General features: G+C 54.7%; 18 protein-coding genes. 12 read left to right on the forward strand and 6 right to left on the reverse strand.

The window, feature by feature from the left end; genetic code table 11:
* Window positions 1-134: 134 nt before the first annotated feature.
* The 3 genes from ccmL to QQ91_RS09455 all read right to left on the reverse strand — a co-directional run bounded on the left by ccmL (window position 135) and on the right by QQ91_RS09455 (window position 1,283).
* Window positions 135-440: a beta-carboxysome shell vertex protein CcmL gene (gene ccmL / locus QQ91_RS09445; RefSeq protein ID WP_166281853.1), complete on the reverse strand. Its 306-nt coding sequence runs from the start codon at window positions 438-440 to the stop codon at window positions 135-137.
* 10 nt (window positions 441-450) lie between these two features.
* Complete coding sequence (locus QQ91_RS09450) at window positions 451-801, reverse strand: carbon dioxide-concentrating mechanism protein CcmK (protein WP_166281855.1); 351 nt, start codon at window positions 799-801, stop codon at window positions 451-453.
* A 173-nt stretch (window positions 802-974) separates the two neighbouring features.
* Window positions 975-1,283, reverse strand: coding sequence for a carbon dioxide-concentrating mechanism protein CcmK (locus tag QQ91_RS09455; RefSeq protein WP_161824233.1), 309 nt, complete (start codon window positions 1,281-1,283; stop codon window positions 975-977).
* 676 nt (window positions 1,284-1,959) lie between these two features.
* Here QQ91_RS09455 and QQ91_RS09460 point away from each other — a divergent pair.
* The 4 genes from QQ91_RS09460 (at window position 1,960) to QQ91_RS09475 (ending at window position 8,313) form a co-directional block, all read left to right on the forward strand.
* Complete coding sequence (locus QQ91_RS09460; protein WP_166281857.1) at window positions 1,960-3,792, forward strand: NAD(P)H-quinone oxidoreductase subunit F; 1,833 nt, start codon at window positions 1,960-1,962, stop codon at window positions 3,790-3,792.
* Between the two features lie 13 nt (window positions 3,793-3,805).
* On the forward strand, window positions 3,806-5,335 hold the full coding sequence (locus tag QQ91_RS09465) for an NADH-quinone oxidoreductase subunit M (protein ID WP_166281859.1): 1,530 nt from the start codon (window positions 3,806-3,808) through the stop codon (window positions 5,333-5,335).
* Window positions 5,336-5,374: 39 nt separating this feature from the next.
* On the forward strand, window positions 5,375-6,508 hold the full coding sequence (locus QQ91_RS09470) for a CO2 hydration protein CupB (protein ID WP_166281861.1): 1,134 nt from the start codon (window positions 5,375-5,377) through the stop codon (window positions 6,506-6,508).
* Between the two features lie 86 nt (window positions 6,509-6,594).
* Complete coding sequence (locus QQ91_RS09475; RefSeq protein WP_166281885.1) at window positions 6,595-8,313, forward strand: ABC-F family ATP-binding cassette domain-containing protein; 1,719 nt, start codon at window positions 6,595-6,597, stop codon at window positions 8,311-8,313.
* An 89-nt stretch (window positions 8,314-8,402) separates the two neighbouring features.
* Here the strand turns inward: QQ91_RS09475 and pdxH are convergent, their stop codons facing one another.
* Window positions 8,403-9,041, reverse strand: a complete 639-nt coding sequence (pdxH, locus tag QQ91_RS09480) for a pyridoxamine 5'-phosphate oxidase (RefSeq protein ID WP_166281863.1) — start codon at window positions 9,039-9,041, stop codon at window positions 8,403-8,405.
* 146 nt (window positions 9,042-9,187) lie between these two features.
* Between pdxH and QQ91_RS09485 the strand changes: the two genes are divergently transcribed.
* From QQ91_RS09485 to QQ91_RS09500, 4 genes are all read left to right on the forward strand, one after another.
* Entirely contained in the window at window positions 9,188-9,796 is a 609-nt protein-coding gene (locus tag QQ91_RS09485) for a DedA family protein (protein ID WP_166281865.1), read from the forward strand.
* A gap of 97 nt (window positions 9,797-9,893) precedes the next feature.
* Window positions 9,894-10,916, forward strand: a complete 1,023-nt coding sequence (gene chlG / locus QQ91_RS09490; protein WP_166281867.1) for a chlorophyll synthase ChlG — start codon at window positions 9,894-9,896, stop codon at window positions 10,914-10,916.
* A gap of 3 nt (window positions 10,917-10,919) precedes the next feature.
* On the forward strand, window positions 10,920-12,059 hold the full coding sequence (gene tgt, locus QQ91_RS09495) for a tRNA guanosine(34) transglycosylase Tgt (RefSeq protein ID WP_166281869.1): 1,140 nt from the start codon (window positions 10,920-10,922) through the stop codon (window positions 12,057-12,059).
* Window positions 12,060-12,127: 68 nt separating this feature from the next.
* Window positions 12,128-12,265 carry a photosystem II reaction center protein K gene (locus QQ91_RS09500; RefSeq protein ID WP_166281871.1) on the forward strand — a complete coding sequence of 46 codons (138 nt, stop codon included), beginning with the start codon at window positions 12,128-12,130 and terminating at the stop codon, window positions 12,263-12,265.
* Window positions 12,266-12,537: 272 nt separating this feature from the next.
* On the opposite strand, the gene QQ91_RS09505 is transcribed toward QQ91_RS09500, so the two are convergent.
* Window positions 12,538-13,065: a hypothetical protein gene (locus QQ91_RS09505; RefSeq protein WP_166281873.1), complete on the reverse strand. Its 528-nt coding sequence runs from the start codon at window positions 13,063-13,065 to the stop codon at window positions 12,538-12,540.
* Window positions 13,066-13,303: 238 nt separating this feature from the next.
* Here QQ91_RS09505 and ribD point away from each other — a divergent pair, with 238 nt between their 5' ends.
* The 4 genes from ribD to cobA all read left to right on the forward strand — a co-directional run bounded on the left by ribD (window position 13,304) and on the right by cobA (window position 18,604).
* A complete protein-coding gene (ribD, locus tag QQ91_RS09510; RefSeq protein WP_166281887.1) occupies window positions 13,304-14,398 on the forward strand; it encodes a bifunctional diaminohydroxyphosphoribosylaminopyrimidine deaminase/5-amino-6-(5-phosphoribosylamino)uracil reductase RibD in 1,095 nt (364 codons plus the stop codon).
* A 422-nt stretch (window positions 14,399-14,820) separates the two neighbouring features.
* A complete protein-coding gene (locus QQ91_RS09515) occupies window positions 14,821-16,770 on the forward strand; it encodes a serine/threonine protein kinase (protein WP_166281875.1) in 1,950 nt (649 codons plus the stop codon).
* Between the two features lie 6 nt (window positions 16,771-16,776).
* The gene (locus QQ91_RS09520; protein ID WP_166281877.1) at window positions 16,777-17,523 is read left to right on the forward strand and encodes a sirohydrochlorin chelatase; all 747 of its coding nucleotides are present in this window, start codon (window positions 16,777-16,779) and stop codon (window positions 17,521-17,523) included.
* A gap of 253 nt (window positions 17,524-17,776) precedes the next feature.
* Complete coding sequence (gene cobA, locus QQ91_RS09525) at window positions 17,777-18,604, forward strand: uroporphyrinogen-III C-methyltransferase (protein WP_166281879.1); 828 nt, start codon at window positions 17,777-17,779, stop codon at window positions 18,602-18,604.
* Here cobA and QQ91_RS09530 read toward each other — a convergent pair.
* A complete protein-coding gene (locus tag QQ91_RS09530) occupies window positions 18,588-18,974 on the reverse strand; it encodes a hypothetical protein (RefSeq protein WP_166281881.1) in 387 nt (128 codons plus the stop codon). The genes cobA and QQ91_RS09530 overlap by 17 nt on opposite strands.
* Window positions 18,975-19,169: the final 195 nt, after the last annotated feature.

A 19,169-nucleotide genomic window follows, 5' to 3' on the forward strand; every position in this document is an offset into this window, starting at 1 on the left:
CATGGGTCCTAGAGAACCAGCAGCAAACCTGGGGCAAGCCGATTGAACGACACTCTACCAAGAATGAACTGGCCCCCCGTGCCTCGGAGAGTTGCAGCCTCCTTAAAAGAGCGATAAAATCCAACGGCTAATGTCTAGCTTAGGTGAGCCTCTCGCTTGTTGTAAACCAGCTTAGAGGCGACAGAAACGGTGTCAATAATTCCAATCACCAAGGCATCCAACGGACGGTTGGCCTGTTGCTGGGTTTGACGTGCAGCACTGCCGCGACTCACCAAGACCCACTCTCCCACGCCTGCGCCGACGCAGTCTGCCGCCACTTCATATTCCGGCAGCAGTTGGCCAGCCTCATCCACAATTTGCACCAGCAGAAACTTTGTCCCGCGAAGGCTTTCATCTTTGTAGGTACAAACAACGGTACCGAGAACCTGGGCAATCTGCATCCTGAAATCCCTAACTCCGTCGAGAAGGAAGCGTGCGGCGAGGCGCCTGAACTTGCTCTCGAAACTGTTCTACAGCCTCGGTATAGCGAATGGGCAGAACATATTCCAGGTTTTCATGGGGACGAGCAATGATATGGGTAGACAACACCTGCCCCCCATTCACTCGCTTCACCGACTCTGTCCCTGCATCCACCGAAGCCTGAACCTCAGAGACGTCACCTCGAACAATGACGGTAACCCGGCCGCTGCCTATTTTCTCGTAGCCCACCAGGGTTACTCGAGCCGCCTTCACCATGGCATCAGCGGCTTCAACAACTGCGGGGAATCCCAGAGTTTCCACCATTCCAACGGCGATTGACATTGCTAATTTCTACTCCTAAAAAAGAACTCCGCAGTTTGCGAAAGATGGGCCTAGTCTCCACAGGCTAGTCCTTACGGACTGTTTTTCACAGCCTCCTATACACCGGAGGGAATCGAGAGGATGCAGATGGCGCAGGATTGCGCCACTGTTCGCCCAGCTATCCGGTCAAATCCCTAGGTTCGAAACTGCTCCACTGCCTCGGTGTAACTCATGGGCAAGACGTATTCCAGGTTCTCATGGGGACGAGCAATAATGTGAGTCGAGAGCACCTCTCCACCATTCACACGGCGCACCGACTCAGTTCCGGCTGCCACAGACGCTTGCACCTCAGACACGTCGCCCCGAACGATCACAGTCACACGACCGCTTCCAATCTTTTCGTATCCCACCAGGGTTACCCGAGCCGCCTTTACCATGGCGTCAGCCGCTTCAACAACGGCAGGAAAGCCCTTAGTTTCGATCATTCCAACTGCGATAGGCATCTTGATTCTCCATCAAATATTTCGCAAACTGCATTCACGGATTTTGGCCGTAAGCCGAAACAACCCGAGAGTTTCAGACATAGTTCAAACCCAACCTGGAGTGTGTGCAAACCAAGTGACGAACCAATGAAAAGCATAAAATTTCGTATGCCACTTGACAAGATAATCAAGGATTATTATCACAAAACTACTTCATAAACTCTTCTTATTGTCAGCATCGCCTCTAGGGCACCCCATGGGCGGAAAAAGCGCAGGATTATGCAGTCGTCCGGATCGGGCAGGCCAAGGGACCTCGAACCTGGAAAGCGTCTCTGGGAACCGAGGGCGCACCTAACGCTCTTCCTGATTACTCAGGGGTTGCACCCTGCAGGGGCACCAGGAAGGGGACCTGGAATCGAGATTGATGGACTTCCAAACCTGTTGACAATCTATTGACAGTTCTCAGGTCCAGCGCCAAAAACTCATAGATTTTTCTATGATTACGTCAGCTTATGGGTTGGCCGAACCTGGATCTCTGCCTCGAAGGCCAAAGGGACGCAACTAGGGAGGCACCATCCGCGGTATTTTTAAGACATTGGGTTTTATCGCGATGGATAAGCGATTGGGAGGTTTCCCGTTCTAAGGTTCGGTTCGGAAGGCCCTCCATCGGAATGATGCTTCACTTGGTGTGGTTAGAATGGCGCAATATTTTCTTCAAACTTGCTGGTGGATTCCCCTCTATTGTCTGCTAGGCGCCATCGCCACCATTCCCTGGGCTGCCAACATAATTAAGCGCAGCGGGCCTCGTCCGGCAGCTTATCTGAATATTCTCCTCAGCTTGACAGCCTTTATCCATGGGGTGCTAGCTTTTATCGCCATTCGAGGGGATCTGACCCAAACCCTTTCGGTTAACTGGCTCGATATTGCCGATCTCAAGATTTCCTTGAGCTTTGAGCTGTCTCCGGTTTCCCTGGCTGCGCTCACCCTGGTCACCTTCATGAGTCTGATTGCTCAAGTTTATGCCCTGGGCTACATGGAAAAAGACTGGGCTATGGCTCGCTTTTTTGGACTGCTGGGCTTTTTTGAGGCGGCTTTAACGGCGTTTTCCCTGAGTAATTCCCTGTTTTTGAGCTACGGGCTGCTAGAGATGCTGACCCTTTCCACCCTGCTCCTGGTTGGGTTTTGGTATGCTCAACCGCTGGTGGTGACCGCAGCGCGTGACGCGTTTTTAACCAAGCGGGTGGGGGATGTGCTGCTGCTGATGGGCGTCATTTCAGTGTCTTACTACGCCAAGAGCCTGGATTTTCGCGATATTTACGACTGGGTGGATCATGCCCAAATTTCTACCACAACGGCAACCCTGCTGTGTCTTGCCCTGATTGCCGGACCCACGGGGAAATGTGCTCAGTTTCCCCTCAACCTCTGGCTAGATGAGGCCATGGAAGGCCCTGCTCCTGCGTCTATTTTGCGAAACTCTGTGGTGGTTTCAGCGGGAGCCTATTTTCTGATTAAGCTTGAGCCGGTCTTGATTTTGTCCCCGGTTGCTTGCGGGGTTCTCGTGGCCCTGGGCACTATCACGGTGATTGGGTCCTCCCTCGTTTCCATTGCCCAGATGGATATTAAGCGAGCGCTGTCCCATTCCACCAGTGCCTATGTGGGCTTTGTCTTTATCGGTGTCGGCAATCACTGGACGAATTTTGCCCTGCTGGTCCTACTTGCCCATGGGGTAGCCAAGGCGCTCTTGGTCACCAGTCAAGGCAGCATCAGTCTCAACAGCAATTGTCAAAACATGAGCGAAATGGGGGGCGTCTGGTCACGGATGCCGGTCACCACCACAGCCTTTGTGGTGGGCAGTGCGGGACTGGTGGGATTGCTTCCCCTGGGAGGATTTTGGGCCATGCGTGAGGGGATTCACGCCTTCCGCTATGAGCAGATCTGGATTGTGGCGTTGATTTTGCTGGTCAATGTTCTGACGGCAATCAACCTGGTGCGGGTCTTCAGGCTGGTGTTTTTGGGACCCTCAGGCCCTAAGATGCGGCGATCGCCGGAGGCCAACTGGATGATGGTGTTACCCATGGTGACGCTAACGGTGATGACCTTGTTAACTCCAGTCTTTCTCGGCCAGCTCAACGTGATTCCAGCGCCGGAGTATCTTTACTGGGATGAGATTGTGCCGCTGATGATTTCCGGGGCGGTGGGCTGCCTGATTGGGGCCTGGATGCCCCTGAGCCGCGGTGTCTGCCCGGTAAAGCCGCGATTTCAGTTCCTGCGTCAGCTGCTGGCCTACGATTTTTACCTAGATATTGTCTATGACCGCACTGTGGTCGCGGCGGTGGTGTTACTCAGTCGGCTCGGCACCTGGTGCGATCGCGTGATTGTGGACGGGTTAATTAACTTCATTGGCGCAGCGTCGCTGCGTGCGGGAGAGGTGCTGCGTTATAGCGTAGGTGGGCAATCCCAGGCCTATGTCCTGCTGATTTTGGTCAGCATTAGCTTTATTGGTGTGTTTTTGACCTGGTCGTTGTGGTGAGGATCTGTGTGAAATGCTGAGTGTTTTTATCCTGCTGCCGTTTCTGGGCATTACCCTGATTTTTCTCCTCCCCACTCCCCTGGCCACCCAGGCCAGAACGGTGGCCCTGAGCATCCTGGGCGCCCTTCTGCTATGGTCAGCTGTCATTTTGACCCAATTTGACGCCTCGCTGGCCGGATTTCAGCTAGAGGAAGGGTTTAGCTGGCTGGAGGGACTGGGGCTGAGCTATCGCCTCAGCGTGGATGGGTTGTCCTTGCCACTGTTAATCCTAAACGGCCTATTAACCCTGGTCGCCGTTTACTGTAGCGCCCCTGAGATTCATCGCCCTAAGCTCTATTACAGTATGCTGCTGCTGATTTATACCGGGGTCGCTGGGGCCTTTCTTGCAGACAACACGATCTTATTTTTCCTGTTCTACGAGCTAGAGCTGATTCCCCTCTATTTGCTGATTGCCATCTGGGGCGGAACCCGCCGATCCTATGCCGCCACCAAATTTTTAATTTATACCGCCGTTTCCGGGATTTTGATCCTGGCGGGATTTCTGGGACTCGGCTGGCTTTCCGGCAGCTCAAGCTTTAATTACGAAGCAGGATTGGGCAGTAGCCTGCCCCTGGGGCCACAATTTATTTTGCTAACCACACTCCTGGTCGGATTTGCCATCAAGCTGCCCCTGGTGCCTTTTCACACCTGGCTCCCCGATGCCCATGTGGAGGCCTCCACCCCCGTTTCCATTTTGCTGGCGGGAGTCCTTTTAAAGCTGGGCACCTATGGTCTGTTGCGCTATTGCCTGGGGCTGTTTCCCGAGGCCTGGGCCATTGCGGCGCCGGCCCTGGCCACCTGGTCGGTGATCAGCGTCCTCTACGGGTCCGTGAACGCGATCGCCCAAACCGACATGAAAAAGATGGTGGCCTACAGTTCCATTGGCCACATGGGATTCGTCCTGCTTGCCTGCGCCGCCAATACCTCCATTAGCCTGTTGGGCACCCTGTTTCAAATGGTGAGCCACGGCATGATTTCTGCCCTGATGTTTTTACTGGTGGGAGTGGTCTATACCAAAACCGGAACTCGCGATTTACGGGTGCTGCGAGGGCTGCTCAATCCCGAATGTGGTCTACCCATTGTCGGCACCTTGATGATTGTGGGCGTGATGGCCAGCGCGGGTCTGCCAGGAATGATGGGCTTTGTATCAGAATTCCTGGTTTTTCGAGGCAGCTTCGGTAATTTTCCGATTCAGACCCTATTGTGCATGGTGGGTACCGCGTTTACCTCTGTTTATTTTTTGCTTCTCGTCAATCGCGCCCTGTTTGGTCGCTTAGCCATTGAACCTGGCGTGGAACCTGGGAAGCAAGACTTCGTGTTGCCTCCAGTACATTGGAAGGAATACGTACCAGGGCTGGCGCTAGCCGGAGTGATTATCTGGGGAGGACTGCAGCCAAACCTGATTTTACAAATGAGCGAAGCCACCCTGGAAAATTTTATTGTGTCGCCTTCGCTGGAACTGGCGCAGCTTACCCCTGAAGCCCATTCTGCATTGGTTCCCTAGCCTCTCCCTCCCGTAAATCCAACACCGTTAAGTCAACCCATGTCTGCACCGATCAACGTGAAGTCCTCCCACCCTCTGGCTGAATACATTGATCGCTTTTTGAACGGTCAGGCGCTCCTGCCGAATTCTCCCACTAACGTTCAGGAAGTCGTTGGCATTTTAGATAGCTACGGAGTGGTTCTAGATGCCTATTCCAAAAATTTAATTTACATTGCCGATCATCAGTTCCTAGTCTTTTTTCCCTTCTTCAAGTACTTTAACGGCGAGATTTCGCCCCAGAAGCTTCTCAAGCACTGGTGGAACGATCGCATTAACTACGAATATGCAGAATATTGCATGAAGGGCATGTTCTGGCATGGCGGGGGTGGGCTAGATGCCTACCTCGATACCCCAGCGTTTGCCACCCAGGCCCGCAAAGCCATTGAAGCGCGCCTGGGCGCCAACATTGTCCTGCGCCTTTTAGATCAAGCCTTCCCGGATTTCATGGTGGAGCATGTTCGGCAGATGGCCTACTACAGCGGCCTGGGGCAGTTTTGGCGAGTCATGAGTGATATGTTCCTGGGGCTGCGGGATGCCTACGCGGCCGGAAAAATTCAGTCCATTCCCGACGTGGTGGACTTTATCAAGGCTGGCTTGGTCCAGGATGCAGGACGCCCCATCACCTATGCTCCCTGGGTTAGAGGCAAGCGCTACGACCTCTTACCCCAGACAGCTGGGTTGACCTTTTTAATGGACACAGCCGTTCCCTACGTGGAGGCTATTTTCTTCCGGGGAACCCCGTTTCCGGGAACCGTCTCCTACAATGCCCAAGCCTTTCAAATTCCCAGCGAGCAGTCTCAGTTCCAGTATGGGGCACTCTATGCAGATCCCTTACCCATTGGCGGGTCCGGGATTCCACCGACCCAGCTGATGCAGGATATGCGCCATTTTCTGCCGGACTATCTTCAGGAGATTTACCAGTCCCGCGGTCGCGGCCTGGAGAATGTCCGGGTGCAGATCTGTCAGAGTTTTCAAAAATCCATGTTCTGCGTGACCTCAGCCGCTATTTTAGGTCTAGCCCCCCATCCGCTAGACACTCAAGATGAGGCGGAGCAAAGAGCCAACATTAAATATTTTGAGGGATGGATGAGTCGATTGGCCACCTCTCGTCTACCGGTGGTGCAGTCGACCTAGCCTTGCGCTGGGTATAATGGTAAAGTTTTGTGAATATTAAGCGTCTCCAACTGTCGGGGGCGATACCGGACATTGGGACATTAAAGATGCTGCGATTGGAACATATCAGCAAAATTTATCCGACGGGCGAGGTACTCAAGGATGTGACATGGGAGGTCAAGCCCGGCGATCGCATTGGGCTGGTCGGCGTCAACGGGGCGGGCAAGTCCACCCAGCTTAAGATAATTGCTGGAGAAATTGAGCCCACTGCTGGAGAGGTGATTCGGCCTGCCAGTTTACACATTGCCTATTTAACCCAGGAGTTTGAGGTCGAGCCCTCCCGAACGGTGCGCGAAGAATTCTGGACGGTGTTTTCCGAAGCCAATCAGGTGCAGCACCAGCTCTCAGAAGTGCAGCGAGCCATGGAAGCCGCCGACCCCGAGGAGCTAGACCGGCTGATCCATAGACTCGATAAGCTTCAGCGCCAGTTTGAAGCCCTGGATGGCTACGGCCTGGATGCACGCATTGAAAAGATTTTGCCGGAGATGGGGTTTAGCAGTGAGGATGGCGATCGCCTGGTGAGCGCCTTTAGCGGGGGCTGGCAGATGCGTATGAGTTTGGGCAAAATTTTGCTCCAGGACCCCGATCTGCTGCTGCTGGACGAGCCGACCAACCACCTGGATCTCGAAACCATTGAGTGGCTGGAAAACTACCTGCGGGAGCTCAGCACCCCCATGGTGGTAGTCTCCCATGACCGAGCCTTCTTAGACCGGCTCTGTAACCAGATTGTGGAGACCGAGCGGGGCGTTTCCAGCACCTATCTGGGAAACTATTCGGCCTATCTAGAGCAAAAGCTGGAGCAGCAGCAGGCGCAGATGAGTGCCTATGATCGGCAGCAACGAGAAATTGAAAAGCAACAGGCGTTTGTAGACCGATTCCGGGCCAGTGCCACCCGTAGCACCCAGGCTAAAAGCCGGGAAAAGCAGCTGGAGAAAATAGAGCGGATTGATGCGCCCGTAGCCAGCGTTAAAACCTTGAAGTTTCGCTTTCCCGAGCCCCCCCGCAGTGGCCGCGAGGTGGTTAACATTCAAAACCTGGTGAAGACCTTCGGTGAAGATATTTTGTATCTGGGGGCCAATTTACTCATTGAGCGCGGCGATCGCATTGCCTTTTTAGGACCCAATGGCTGCGGCAAATCGACGCTGCTCCACATGATGGTGGGCATTGAGCCGGTGGATGACGGCAGGATCGATCTGGGCGAGCACAATGTGATTCCCGGCTACTTTGAGCAAAATCAGGCAGAGGCGCTGGATCTTAAGAAAACAGTTCTAGAAACCATTCACGATGAGGTGCCCACCTGGAAGAACGACGAGGTGCGGACGCTGCTGGGACGGTTTTTGTTCAGTGGCGATACGGTTTATAAAAAGGTGGAAGCTCTGAGCGGAGGCGAGAAGGCCCGTCTGGCCCTGGCCAAGATGCTGTTAACCCCGGTGAATCTACTCATCCTGGATGAGCCGACCAACCATCTGGATATTCCGGCCAAGGAAATGCTGGAGGAGGCGATCAAGCACTATGAAGGAACGGTGGTGATTGTGTCCCACGATCGCTTCTTCATTTCCCAGGTCGCCAACAAAATTGTGGAAATCCGCGACGGGGATTTTCGGGTGTATCAGGGAGATTACCATTACTACCTCGACAAAATTGCAGAGGAGAAGGAAACGGCACAGCTCGAAAAAATTGCCGCCGAGAAGGAGGCCAAGGCCAAAGCCAAGCGTGAGAAGCAGAAGACTAAGCAAAAAGCGAAGCAGCAGAAGGCCAAAGCCTAGGTCCAATTCGGAGGCACCGGCGCCCTTGGGGAGATAAAACTTGGCACAACGGCAAGGGGCCTTCTCCCTCCTAGGCCCCTTGACCATGCTTAGGGAGCTAACCGCTGAATCTCCCATTCTTGCCTGGCGTTGAGAAGATATAAAAAGCGATCGTGTAGGCGATGGGGGCGTCCTTGCCAAAATTCCAGACTATCCGGCACGACTCGATACCCGCCCCAGGCCTCCGGTAAGGGAATTTCTCCCTGTTGAAACTTGCGTTTCATGGCCTCAAATTGCTTTAACAACAGCGATCGCGAGGAAATAATTGAGCTTTGCTGAGAACACCAGGCCCCTATCTGGCTCTCCCTGGGACGAGACAAGAAATACCGGAACGACTCTGCGGGGGAAATTTGTTCGGCTCTGCCGGTGATCTGAACCTGTCGCTCCAAAGGAAGCCAGAGAAAGAGGCAAGAGACCTGGGGGTTAGCTTGAATATGCTGGGCTTTCCGACTGTTGTAGTTGGTGAAAAAGACAAATCCCCTGGGATCGAAATATTTGAGGAGAACGGTGCGGGTCATGGGCTGTCCCCCCGAGGACACGGTAGCCAGGACCATGGCATTCACCTCTGGAATTTCTGCGACCCTCGCCTGCTCAAACCAGATCTCAAACTGATCGATGGGATCTGCGCAAAGATTGTGTCGATGCAGCTCTGCTTGACGATATTCCTGTCTTAGACTGCTAATATCCATGATTTAATCGGTAATATACCCTTTTACCCTCTCTCTGAGCTGTGGTTGACCCTGACCGTCCCATACCATCTGCCTTACCCCTAACGCTGATCCCAACTCCCCTGCTATTTGGCTAAGATGAAAGCCTCACCTGGGATGGTTTACCGATGCACAGCGATCTGGCCGCGCTCATCCAATCTATTGGATATTTAGGGGTTTGGGCGATTATTTTTGCCGAATCAGGCCTCCTCATCGGCTTTTTTTTGCCCGGAGATAGCCTGCTGTTTACGGCGGGATTTTTAGGATCTCAACATCTCCTAAATCTCTGGATTTTGACGGTCGGGGCCGCCCTGAGTGCGGTGCTGGGCGATAACGTCGGCTACGCCACCGGGCACCGCTTTGGGCGACGGCTGTTTCATCGGGAAGATTCACGGTTTTTTCATCGGAAGCATCTGATTAAAGCCCAGCGTTTTTACGATCGGCACGGAGGCAAAGCCATTATATTGGCAAGGTTTATGCCCCTGGTGCGCACCTTTGCCCCCATCACTGCCGGCATTGGCAAAATGCGCTATTCCACCTTCATGACCTACAACTTGGTGGGGGGCATCCTGTGGACAGTGGGCCTGACCCTGCTGGGATTTTTCCTCGGTCACGCTATCCCCGATATCGAACACTACCTGCTCCCGATCCTGGCCATCCTTGTGATCCTTTCTGCAGCCCCCTCATTGATCCATCTCTGGCGCGATCGCATCCGGGATGAGCAGGGGAAACGGTGAACCGATCAGTGAATCTAGAAACCGCAACGCCCCTGAAACTGAGCCATCGATGATTGCTACGATACGACATGTAACTTTGTACAATCGGCACTTGCCCATGGCTGACCAAGATCTTACCCCTGCAATTGATCCCTCCCCAAGCACCGCTAGCGCCAAGGATAGCCCTGCGGACCAATCCCGCAAAGCTCGGCAGCTTTTGGGCATGAAAGGGGCTCAAAGCGGCGAAACCAATATCTGGAAAATTCGCCTGCAGCTGATGAAGCCCATCACCTGGATTCCGCTCATTTGGGGGGTGCTCTGCGGAGCGGCTTCCTCCGGTCACTTTCACTGGTCTGGGGAATATGTGCTGATCGCCCTGGCCTGTATGCTGATGTCTGGGCCACTCCTGACCGGCTACACTCAAACCATTAACGACTACTACGACCGCGAGATTGACGCAATTAACGAGCCCTATCGCCCCATTCCCTCCGGAGCCATTTCTGTCCCCCAGGTGGTCACGCAGATTGTAGTCCTGCTCCTCGGGGGCTTGGCCATTGCCTACGGTCTAGATCGCTGGGCTGGCCACGAGATTCCCACCTTAACTATTTTGGCCGCGGTCGGGTCCTTAATTTCCTATATTTATTCTGCGCCGCCGTTGAAGCTAAAGCAAAATGGCTGGCTGGGGAACTATGCCCTGGGAGCAAGCTATATTGCCCTGCCCTGGTGGGCGGGACAGGCTCTATTTGGGGACTTGAATCTGAAGATTATGATCCTCACCCTGGTGTATAGCCTGGCAGGCCTTGGGATTGCGGTGGTGAACGACTTTAAGAGCGTCGAGGGCGATCGCCAACTGGGACTGCAATCTCTCCCCGTGATGTTTGGGGTCAAGACCGCCGCCTGGATCTGCGTGCTGATGATTGATGTTTTTCAGCTGGCCATGGCAGTCTACTTGATCAGCATTCACGAGAATCTCTACGCTTCACTGCTAATGTTACTGATCATCCCGCAAATCACCTTCCAAGACATGTATTTTCTGCGAAATCCCCTGGAAAACGACGTTAAGTACCAAGCTAGCGCCCAACCATTTTTAGTCTTTGGCATGCTGGTGACCGGGTTAGCCCTAGGGCATGCTGGCATCTAATCCATGAGTCCATTTTCTTATCAATGCCAGAAAACCTGCTCCTGCACCCAGGCCCGAGCCGGAATTTTCCAGACGCCCCACGGTCCGGTGGAAACTCCCCGCTTTATGCCCGTGGGCACCCTGGCCAATATAAAAACCGTAACCCCGGCCCAAATTCAGCAAACCGGGGCGCAAATGATCCTGGCCAACACCTACCATCTGCATCTTCAGCCTGGGGAACAGATCGTGCACAGGGCCGGAGGACTCCACCGGTTTATGGGGTGGGAGGGGCCCATCCTCACAGACTCTGGCGGGTTTCAGGTGTTTAGCCTCAGCCAACTGCGAGAGATCACGGATGAAGGCGTTACCTTTCAGTCGCCCCGCAATGGCGATCTGATTCACCTGACCCCGGAAAAATCCATCGAAATTCAGAACGCTCTGGGGGCCGACGTGATCATGGCCTTTGATGAATGTCCGCCCTACCCAGCCAGTCAAACCGAGATCACCGCGGCGGTGCATCGCACCACAGCCTGGTTAAAGCGCTGCGTTCAAGCCCACCAGCGCCCCGATCAGGCCCTATTTGGGATCGTGCAGGGGGGAATTTATCCCCCTTTGCGCCAGATCTCCGCCCAGGCGCTCGTGGATTTGGACTTACCCGGCTACGCCATCGGTGGCGTCAGCGTGGGCGAACCCCCTGATCTGATTGAAAAAATTGTGCAGGCCACCACGCCCCTACTTCCCCAGAATAAACCCCGCTACCTGATGGGAGTCGGCACCTACCGGGAGATGGCCCAGGCCATCGCAGCAGGCGTGGATTTGTTTGACTGCGTGATTCCAACGCGCTTGGCTCGCCATGCCAATGCTCTGGTCCAGGGCGATCGCTGGAATTTAAAAAATCGTAAGTTTCGGGAAGACTTCCAGCCCCTAGACGCGAGTTGCCCCTGCTACACCTGTCAAACCTTCACCCGAGCTTATTTAAGCCATCTGGTGCGATCTCGTGAGCTATTGGGGTATACCCTCCTCAGCATTCACAACATTACCGAACTGGTCCGGTTCACCCAGCGAATTCGAGCTGCAATTTTAGCAGACCGTTTTGCTCAAGAATTTCAGTCCTGGCTCCAGCCCCTGTCCTCCAAAGTTTCCTCTTCCCAAACTCCCCGTTGAGAGGGGGAGTCCCCATGGTACGATCAACCATTATTTAATGCTGTTGGTGTCAAAAGGAATTTGAATTCATGGAAGCAGCCCTGCACATTGCCAAACTGCCCGAGGCTTACGCTTTGTTTGGACCTCTCATTGACGTAATGCCCGTTATCCCTGTATTTTTCCTACTTTTAGCCTTCGTTTGGCAGGCAGCAATTGGGTTTCGTTAATAGACTCCACACTTAGCTAAGTCTCTCCCTTAATGACCCAGACACGTGGGGCGTCCAGTCCAGCAGCTCCCGTTTCGGTCTGTCCTCGCTCAGACCGGAAAGAGCTCCAGGGGCAAGGAGGGATTGAGCCCTTGAGGCAGTCTGAACCCGATGATCTGTGGATCTAGGCAATTAAAAGCGGCGATTCCCTCTGAGAATCGCCGCTTTTTAGCAGTACCTTGGCGAATCAGCCTCACTTCGCACCGCAGGGGAAGTTAGGACTGCAGGGGAAGTTAGGGCTGTCCCCCTATATCCCCTTGGAGATGTCCGCGAAGGCGCTGGCGAATCCACTGCACCCAGAAGGGGTCAATGCCGTAGAGATATTCGCCGCAGGCCCAACCGGCCCCGATCATGATCCCGGCCACAATGGAGATGATCACCAAGGCCCAAAACCGACTCACGCCTGCCGTTTGCAGCTCCAGTCGAGAAAACAGTGTACTGGCCACCAGCATGATAATGAGGATAAACCCCGTGGGCGAAGCGATCGCCACCGTCAGTCCCAGGGTGAGGCTCACCATGGCCGACAGTAGCCTTGGACAGGAGAGAAGCATCCGGTAGAGAAACTGGCCACTCCAAATCACCATGAAGGATGCTCCGAAGGCCCAGCAGTAGGGCGCAATGCGCCAGAGGGTCGGAAATCCTGCGGAATACCATCCCATCAGCGCATAGCACAGCCCCATGCACACCAAGGCAATCCAGGGGTGGGGCCGAAAGGTCTCATCCTGAGCGACCTGGAAGGATCTGGGTTTTTCAGGAGCCATGGGGAGTGCTTAACCCGGACAAGCGTCCCGATGAGGTTTTCTGCATCAAACTAACCGCCGACCTCTGCAAACTGGCGCGAAACTACGATAGATTTTATGGGTTCAGGCAGCTAGATCGCGTCCAGCCTCCCTTGAAACATTCCATTTATCTTAATGGGTTCTTCTGCCCCCGTTGACTGCCCCTTTGCAATCTGTCCGTCTCGTGAATAGTTCGTTCCCCTCTGATTCCCATTCTGAAATGATGCAGCGCTGTATTCAGCTTGCACGCAGCGCAGCGGGTCGCACCGCGCCAAATCCAATGGTGGGCTGTGTGATTACGCAGCAGGGTGAAATTGTGGGCGAAGGCTTTCATCCCAAAGCTGGAGAACCCCATGCGGAGGTTTTTGCCCTGCGTGCAGCAGGAACGCGTGCTCACGGGGCCACGGTCTATGTAAGTCTAGAGCCTTGTAATCATTATGGCCGCACCCCTCCCTGTGCCGAAGCCCTGATTAAGGCGCAGGTCTCCCGCGTGGTGGTAGGCATGGTAGATCCTGACCCTCGGGTTTCTGGAGGGGGCATTGCGCGCCTCCGCGAGGCTGGTATTGAGGTCATTGTGGGGGTTGAAGAAGCGGCCTGTCGTCAGCTCAATGAGGGATTTATTCAGCGGGTACTGCACCAGCGTCCCTTTGGAATTTTGAAATATGCCATGACCCTAGATGGCAAGATTGCCACGCCCCAAGGCCATAGCGCTTGGGTGTCCAATGAAGCAGCGCGATCGCAGGTCCATCAACTGCGATCCACCTGCGATGCCATCATTATCGGGACCCATACAGTGGCGCGGGATAATCCCAGTTTGACCAGTCACTGCGTCAGCCAGGACAACTGCCACAATCCCCTGCGGGTCGTCATGAGCCGATCTTTGCAACTGCCCGTGGAGGCCCAGATCTGGGATGTGACCCACGCGCCCACCTTAGTGCTCACCCAAGGCAATGGCAATCCTCAGATCCTCCAACAGATTCAGGACCAAGGGGTGGAGGTTCTGCCGGTTGATCAACTCACTCCCCAAGTGGCCATGGCAGAACTCTACCGACGCGGCTGTGCCACCGTCCTGTGGGAATGTGGGGGCACCTTAGCTGCCGCAGCGATCGCCCAGGGGATGGTGCAAAAGGTGATGGCCTTTATTGCACCCAAGGTCATTGGCGGTGTGGGGGCCCCCTCTCCGGTCGGAAATCTGGGCTTTTCCCGGATGAGCCAGGCCCTAGAGTTAAACCAGGTGACCTGTGAAGCCATCGGCACCAACTTTCTCATCCAAGGCTATCTTGAGCCGCCCAAGTCAGACGAGATTCCGCGCTGAGTCAGTTAGGGCATAGCGTCTCCATTCATTAAGATCCCCTCATCGGGGGGCCATGTCAGCAGGCCCATATCCAGGAAAGACTTGACGAGATTGGTATCTCATGGTTGAACTGTAGGGAATGGAGGGAGCGCAGGGAAAGTCAACGGACAATCTTGAACCCACCGATGAACCTCGAACCTATAAACCTCGAACCTATAAACCTCGAACCTATGAACCTCGAATCATCGGTAGGTGATTAACCTGAGTCGATCCTTACCTGAGTTGCGCCATAGGTGGTAAATCGCAGGAAGGGTTCTACAGGGCGGATCCAATTTCGCACGATCCGCTACATTGTAAAAACAAACGGCCTGCTACTTTACGTCTAGAGTTTTTCCTGCTGATCTCTACTCTGCACAACTCGATTCACTCTCACTGCTTGATCTATGGCTGTATCGACTGGGGTAACCCTACAAGCTGGAAAGTACCGACTCGATGCTTTATTAGGGAAGCATGAGATGGGAAATACCTATCTGGCAACCCATCAAGGGGTGAACCAATCCGTTGTTCTCAAGAGCTATCATCCGGCGGTCCCCCAAGCAGATCAGCAGGTTCAAGCTTTTATCACCTATGCCCAATCCCTGAGTCGCTTCCATTACCCCCACCTATCTCGAGTCATTGGCGCGTTTCAGGAAGACGGGGTTGGCTATATGGTGAGTGAATATATTGAAGGCGTCTCCCTCGGGTCACTGGTGAACCGTCAACCCCTCCCGGAATCAGTGGCGATCGCCTATATCCGTCAAGTTGGCCTGGGTCTAAAAACGCTGCACCGCCACGGACTCCTGCACCTCAATGTCAGACCTAGTCGTATTCTCCAGCGTTCCTACGATCAGTCCCTGGTCCTCCTGGGACTGAACTCCCGCCAAAGGATCCACGCCAGACAACCCGCCCCACCCCAGCCTTACCTGGCCCCGGAACACTATCAAGCCCAGCCGAAGGTTTCTCTACCCGGCGAGGTGTATGCCCTCGCCGCCACCCTTTACACGCTGGTCACCGGTCAAGAGCCCGTGAACGCTAACGCTAGAGGAGTCTCTCCGCTGCCCGCTCCACGCCAGATTCGCCCCGACCTCAGCCCAGGATTAGAGCAAGCCATTCTCCAGGGCATGGCCCTGTCTCCCCAAGATCGACCCACCTTTATTGCCCAATGGCTCAGCCTGCTGCCAGATCCAGCCCTGGTGAGCAGCGTAGCCACCCCCTCCCCAAGCCCACAAAGCACACCCACCCAGCTTCAGACTGTTCCAACCTGGCAAGTCAAATTGCCCTCCTTTGCCGGAACCAAAGCGGCAACCACCACCGTTGTCGCTGAGCCGCCGCTCCAAAGCGACCCCTTTCTCTGCTCCACCACCTGCGATCCTCCCATCGATAGTCAGCCAGACCTCAGTCCTACCAACTTATCGGGCGAGCAAGGTCAATTTTCTCCCGCAAAGGTCCATCCTAAGGCCAGCCCGACAGAGGCGATCTTCGATGGGCAAAGCAAACCCATCAGCCCCGAGGCTCATTCAGGCCCAGCCCCAACACCTGGAGAAACAGCCATCACCTGGGTTGCACCAGAACTTCCCCTCCAGGTGGCAGAGGAAGCTCCCCCCTTGATGGCTCCCGCCCAAGAAACCAGCCCTGAACAATCGAGTCCTGAACAATCTCAATCTGAAGGGACACCCGCTGCCCCATTTGCATCGACTCATCTTGAATCCACTCACCTTGAATCCACTCACCCTGACGATCCTCCAGCAAGCCCCCCTACCCCGTCCGCGCAGCCTATGACCGCCCGATCCCTGAAAACCAAGCATCGCTTCCCCGCCTGGCCACTTTTTTGGTGTGCGCTGCTTGCAGCCTGTGGCGGTCTTGGGGTTGGCCTCTGGTTTCGCTGGCAGCTGACCCGTCAATTTGCCATGCCCCTGCAACCGCAGTCCGCTGAATCCGGTAATCCACTCCCCCAGCAAGAGCAGTTCTTACCCACCTCCACAAGCATTATTCCGGAACCTGAGCGAGAATCTCGCCCAGGCGAAGATTCCTCAGAGCGCGGACTCACCGAATCCCCATGGAGCAATACGGATCTCCCTGCAACTCCCATTGAGGCCTACCCCCGTTCAACCCAGTTTGATCCAGCCCCCCCGGCCCCAGAGGCTGTTCAAACCGACCCACTGCCCTCCGAGACCTGGCCTGAGGAGCGCAGTGCTCAGAGTCCGGAACTAGACGACTATCAGTCCTCGGACACCATCCCCTGGTCTCCCAGCGACCCCTACACCGAAGAAAGCTTTGAAGCGGAGGCCACCGATGTCCCTCCGGCAACCTATGAGCAATCCGCTTCCGACCCCAATAATTCAAACTATTTCTAGGCCCTTATGGACGGTTTCGATCATTCTCCGTTAGCCTATTTTCTGGTGGCCCACGGGAGCCGTCATCCGGCCAACCGTGAGTCTATGCTGAGTTTGGCGAAACATCTTTGTGCCATCCTCCCCCCATCTGCTTCCGGGCCAGTGGGCATCGGGGCCTTAGAGCTAGATGCAACACCTTTAGATCAACAGCTGGTGGAGTTTTGTCGTTCTCTTCCCCCCACTTGGGTACAGGTCATTCCTATTTTTTTACTGCCGGGAACCCATGTGACCGCGGATCTTCCCCAGGCCGTCACCAGAGCGCAACAAAAGCTCTGTTCGCACTATCAGCTGGTCCTCTCCCCCCACCTGGGTCAGCATCCGCAACTCCATCGACTGTTCCGGCCCCAGGGTTCGATGTCCCCTGAGGCCTGGATATTGGTGGGCCATGGCAGTAAGCGACCCGCGGGATATCAGGCAATTGAAAAGATGGCCCGTCGACTCAATATGAAGCCCGCCTATTGGGTGGGTGAGCCCTCCCTAGCTCAACAGCTGCAATTCCTAAAACAGGAGGGAATACAGCAGGTAGGCCTTGTTCCCTATTTCTTATTTCCAGGCCGCATTGTGGAAAGCATTGCGCAGCAGGCGCGGGATTTGGCCGCAGAACTCAACTTAACGATGCAAGTTCTAGCGCCGCTGCAGCCGAGCCACGACATGGCAAAGATGATCCTAGATCTGGGATCGTTGGCGGCCCCGCCCCTGGATTTTGCCTGTTAGTGGCATCCCCCCCCTTTAAAATGTGGGGCGACTTTGCATTTTACGAGAACCTGAAGTGACTTCCGCTTACCCCTGATGCGATACAGACAGGTCAGGAGTGACAGTCTTTTGAACTCACCGTCAGTTAAAATAGAGGACCATTCCAGCCCTGGGCTCTGTTTCTCATCCTTTTCAGATCTCGCTAGATCACATCCAGATTTTTATTGTCCGCCTTGTTTCAACCTGCGCATATTTTTGGGAACTGACGCAACCAATGACGCAACTCCATTCCCCGGTTGGTAAAGTTTACCTGGTGGGGGCAGGTCCAGGCGATCCAGGCCTGCTAACCCTTAAAGGGAAAGCCCTTCTAGAGCGGGCAGAGGTCGTCATCTACGATGCTTTGATTAGTCCCGCCATTTTGGCGATGGTGAACCCCCAGGCAAAGCTCATCCACGCCGGCAAGCGCCGGGGTCAGCATTCCCTACTTCAGGAAGAAATTACCCAGGTCTTGATTCAAGAAGCACAAACCCACCGGTGGGTTGTTCGCTTAAAGGGTGGCGACCCCTTTGTGTTTGGTCGCGGTGGCGAAGAAATGATGGACCTGGTGGCAGCCGGAATCCCGGTGGAGATTGTGCCCGGTGTAACCTCTGGCATTGCAGCTCCCGCCTACGCTGGCATTCCCCTCACTCACCGCAACTATAGCTCCTCGGTGACCTTTGTCACAGGCCATGAACGATCCGGAAAATATCATCCCTCGGTGCAGTGGGAACAGTTGGCTCAGGCCTCGGAAACCCTGGTCATCTATATGGGAATTCACAACTTGCCACACATCATTGAATCCTTACTGGAGGCCGGTCGAGTGCCCCAAACTCCCATTGCCTTGATTCGCTGGGGCACTCGACCGGAGCAGGAAGAGATTACCGGAACCCTGGGTGATATCGTTGAGAAGCTTCAGCAAACCCAGTTTGAAGCGCCAGCCATTGTGGTGATTGGCGATGTGGTCAGCCTACAGGCACAGCTCCATCCGGGGGGTCCCCTGCCCATGCATCAGGTTAATCTTCCCGTACCCGAAGAGGCAACCTCGCTCAGTTCAAGGGTTTAATCTCCTGCAAAAACTGTCTGAGTTTCTGCTTTGCCTCCCCCGCCTGGTTTAAACCTCCGGTGGACCTCATGCCCAGGGAGGGAGCCTCAGGGGACAAGCCCGTCAATACCGCCAGCCAGTCTTGATCGAGAGCCTGGGTAAAAACCACCGCAGGCCAAACTAGATCTGAGTCTCCCCGCACATCGTGAATCTGACGTAGAGTGAGCGGATCACTGCAAAGAACCCGAGGCTCGTACTCACACAGGCACAGTGGACGAACCCAGAGGCGCTTTCGCCCCTCAATCTTTTGAATCACCTCTGCATAGAGGCGATGGCAATCTCGCTCTGCGTAAACTACCTCGTAGACTTCAGACGAAGTTACCGAACCCATAGTTAAACCTACGCCACCCCAAGAATATCCCCCTTCGACAATAGTGCAAGCGCCTGGGGAATCGCAAGATCCCTCCTAGCGCCCTCTGCCTGGGAAGCAAGGGATCTAGAAGGCACCCCTTAGTGGTGCAGAAAAGTCTCTGCCCTGTCCTATGCATCCCAGCAGGGGTAGAGGATCTAGCGGAGAGGGGCACTT

This window comes from Lyngbya confervoides BDU141951 (assembly GCF_000817775.3).
Taxonomy (GTDB): Bacteria; Cyanobacteriota; Cyanobacteriia; order Thermosynechococcales; family Thermosynechococcaceae; genus Lyngbya; species Lyngbya confervoides.

Bases quoted from the DNA above. Each gene is read 5' to 3' on its own strand.
- QQ91_RS09475 (WP_166281885.1), top strand. From the start codon at position 6,595: ATGCTGCGATTGGAACATATCAGCAAAATTTATCCGACGGGCGAGGTA.
- QQ91_RS09465 (WP_166281859.1), top strand. From the start codon at position 3,806: ATGCTGAGTGTTTTTATCCTGCTGCCGTTTCTGGGCATTACCCTGATT.
- tgt (WP_166281869.1), top strand. From the start codon at position 10,920: ATGAGTCCATTTTCTTATCAATGCCAGAAAACCTGCTCCTGCACCCAG.
- chlG (WP_166281867.1), top strand. From the start codon at position 9,894: ATGGCTGACCAAGATCTTACCCCTGCAATTGATCCCTCCCCAAGCACC.
- QQ91_RS09515 (WP_166281875.1), top strand. From the start codon at position 14,821: ATGGCTGTATCGACTGGGGTAACCCTACAAGCTGGAAAGTACCGACTC.
- QQ91_RS09460 (WP_166281857.1), top strand. From the start codon at position 1,960: ATGGCGCAATATTTTCTTCAAACTTGCTGGTGGATTCCCCTCTATTGT.
- QQ91_RS09520 (WP_166281877.1), top strand. From the start codon at position 16,777: ATGGACGGTTTCGATCATTCTCCGTTAGCCTATTTTCTGGTGGCCCAC.
- QQ91_RS09530 (WP_166281881.1), bottom strand. From the start codon at position 18,974: ATGGGTTCGGTAACTTCGTCTGAAGTCTACGAGGTAGTTTACGCAGAG.
- QQ91_RS09485 (WP_166281865.1), top strand. From the start codon at position 9,188: ATGCACAGCGATCTGGCCGCGCTCATCCAATCTATTGGATATTTAGGG.
- ccmL (WP_166281853.1), bottom strand. From the start codon at position 440: ATGCAGATTGCCCAGGTTCTCGGTACCGTTGTTTGTACCTACAAAGAT.
- QQ91_RS09450 (WP_166281855.1), bottom strand. From the start codon at position 801: ATGTCAATCGCCGTTGGAATGGTGGAAACTCTGGGATTCCCCGCAGTT.
- QQ91_RS09470 (WP_166281861.1), top strand. From the start codon at position 5,375: ATGTCTGCACCGATCAACGTGAAGTCCTCCCACCCTCTGGCTGAATAC.
- QQ91_RS09500 (WP_166281871.1), top strand. From the start codon at position 12,128: ATGGAAGCAGCCCTGCACATTGCCAAACTGCCCGAGGCTTACGCTTTG.
- ribD (WP_166281887.1), top strand. From the start codon at position 13,304: ATGATGCAGCGCTGTATTCAGCTTGCACGCAGCGCAGCGGGTCGCACC.
- cobA (WP_166281879.1), top strand. From the start codon at position 17,777: ATGACGCAACTCCATTCCCCGGTTGGTAAAGTTTACCTGGTGGGGGCA.
- QQ91_RS09455 (WP_161824233.1), bottom strand. From the start codon at position 1,283: ATGCCTATCGCAGTTGGAATGATCGAAACTAAGGGCTTTCCTGCCGTT.
- pdxH (WP_166281863.1), bottom strand. From the start codon at position 9,041: ATGGATATTAGCAGTCTAAGACAGGAATATCGTCAAGCAGAGCTGCAT.
- QQ91_RS09505 (WP_166281873.1), bottom strand. From the start codon at position 13,065: ATGGCTCCTGAAAAACCCAGATCCTTCCAGGTCGCTCAGGATGAGACC.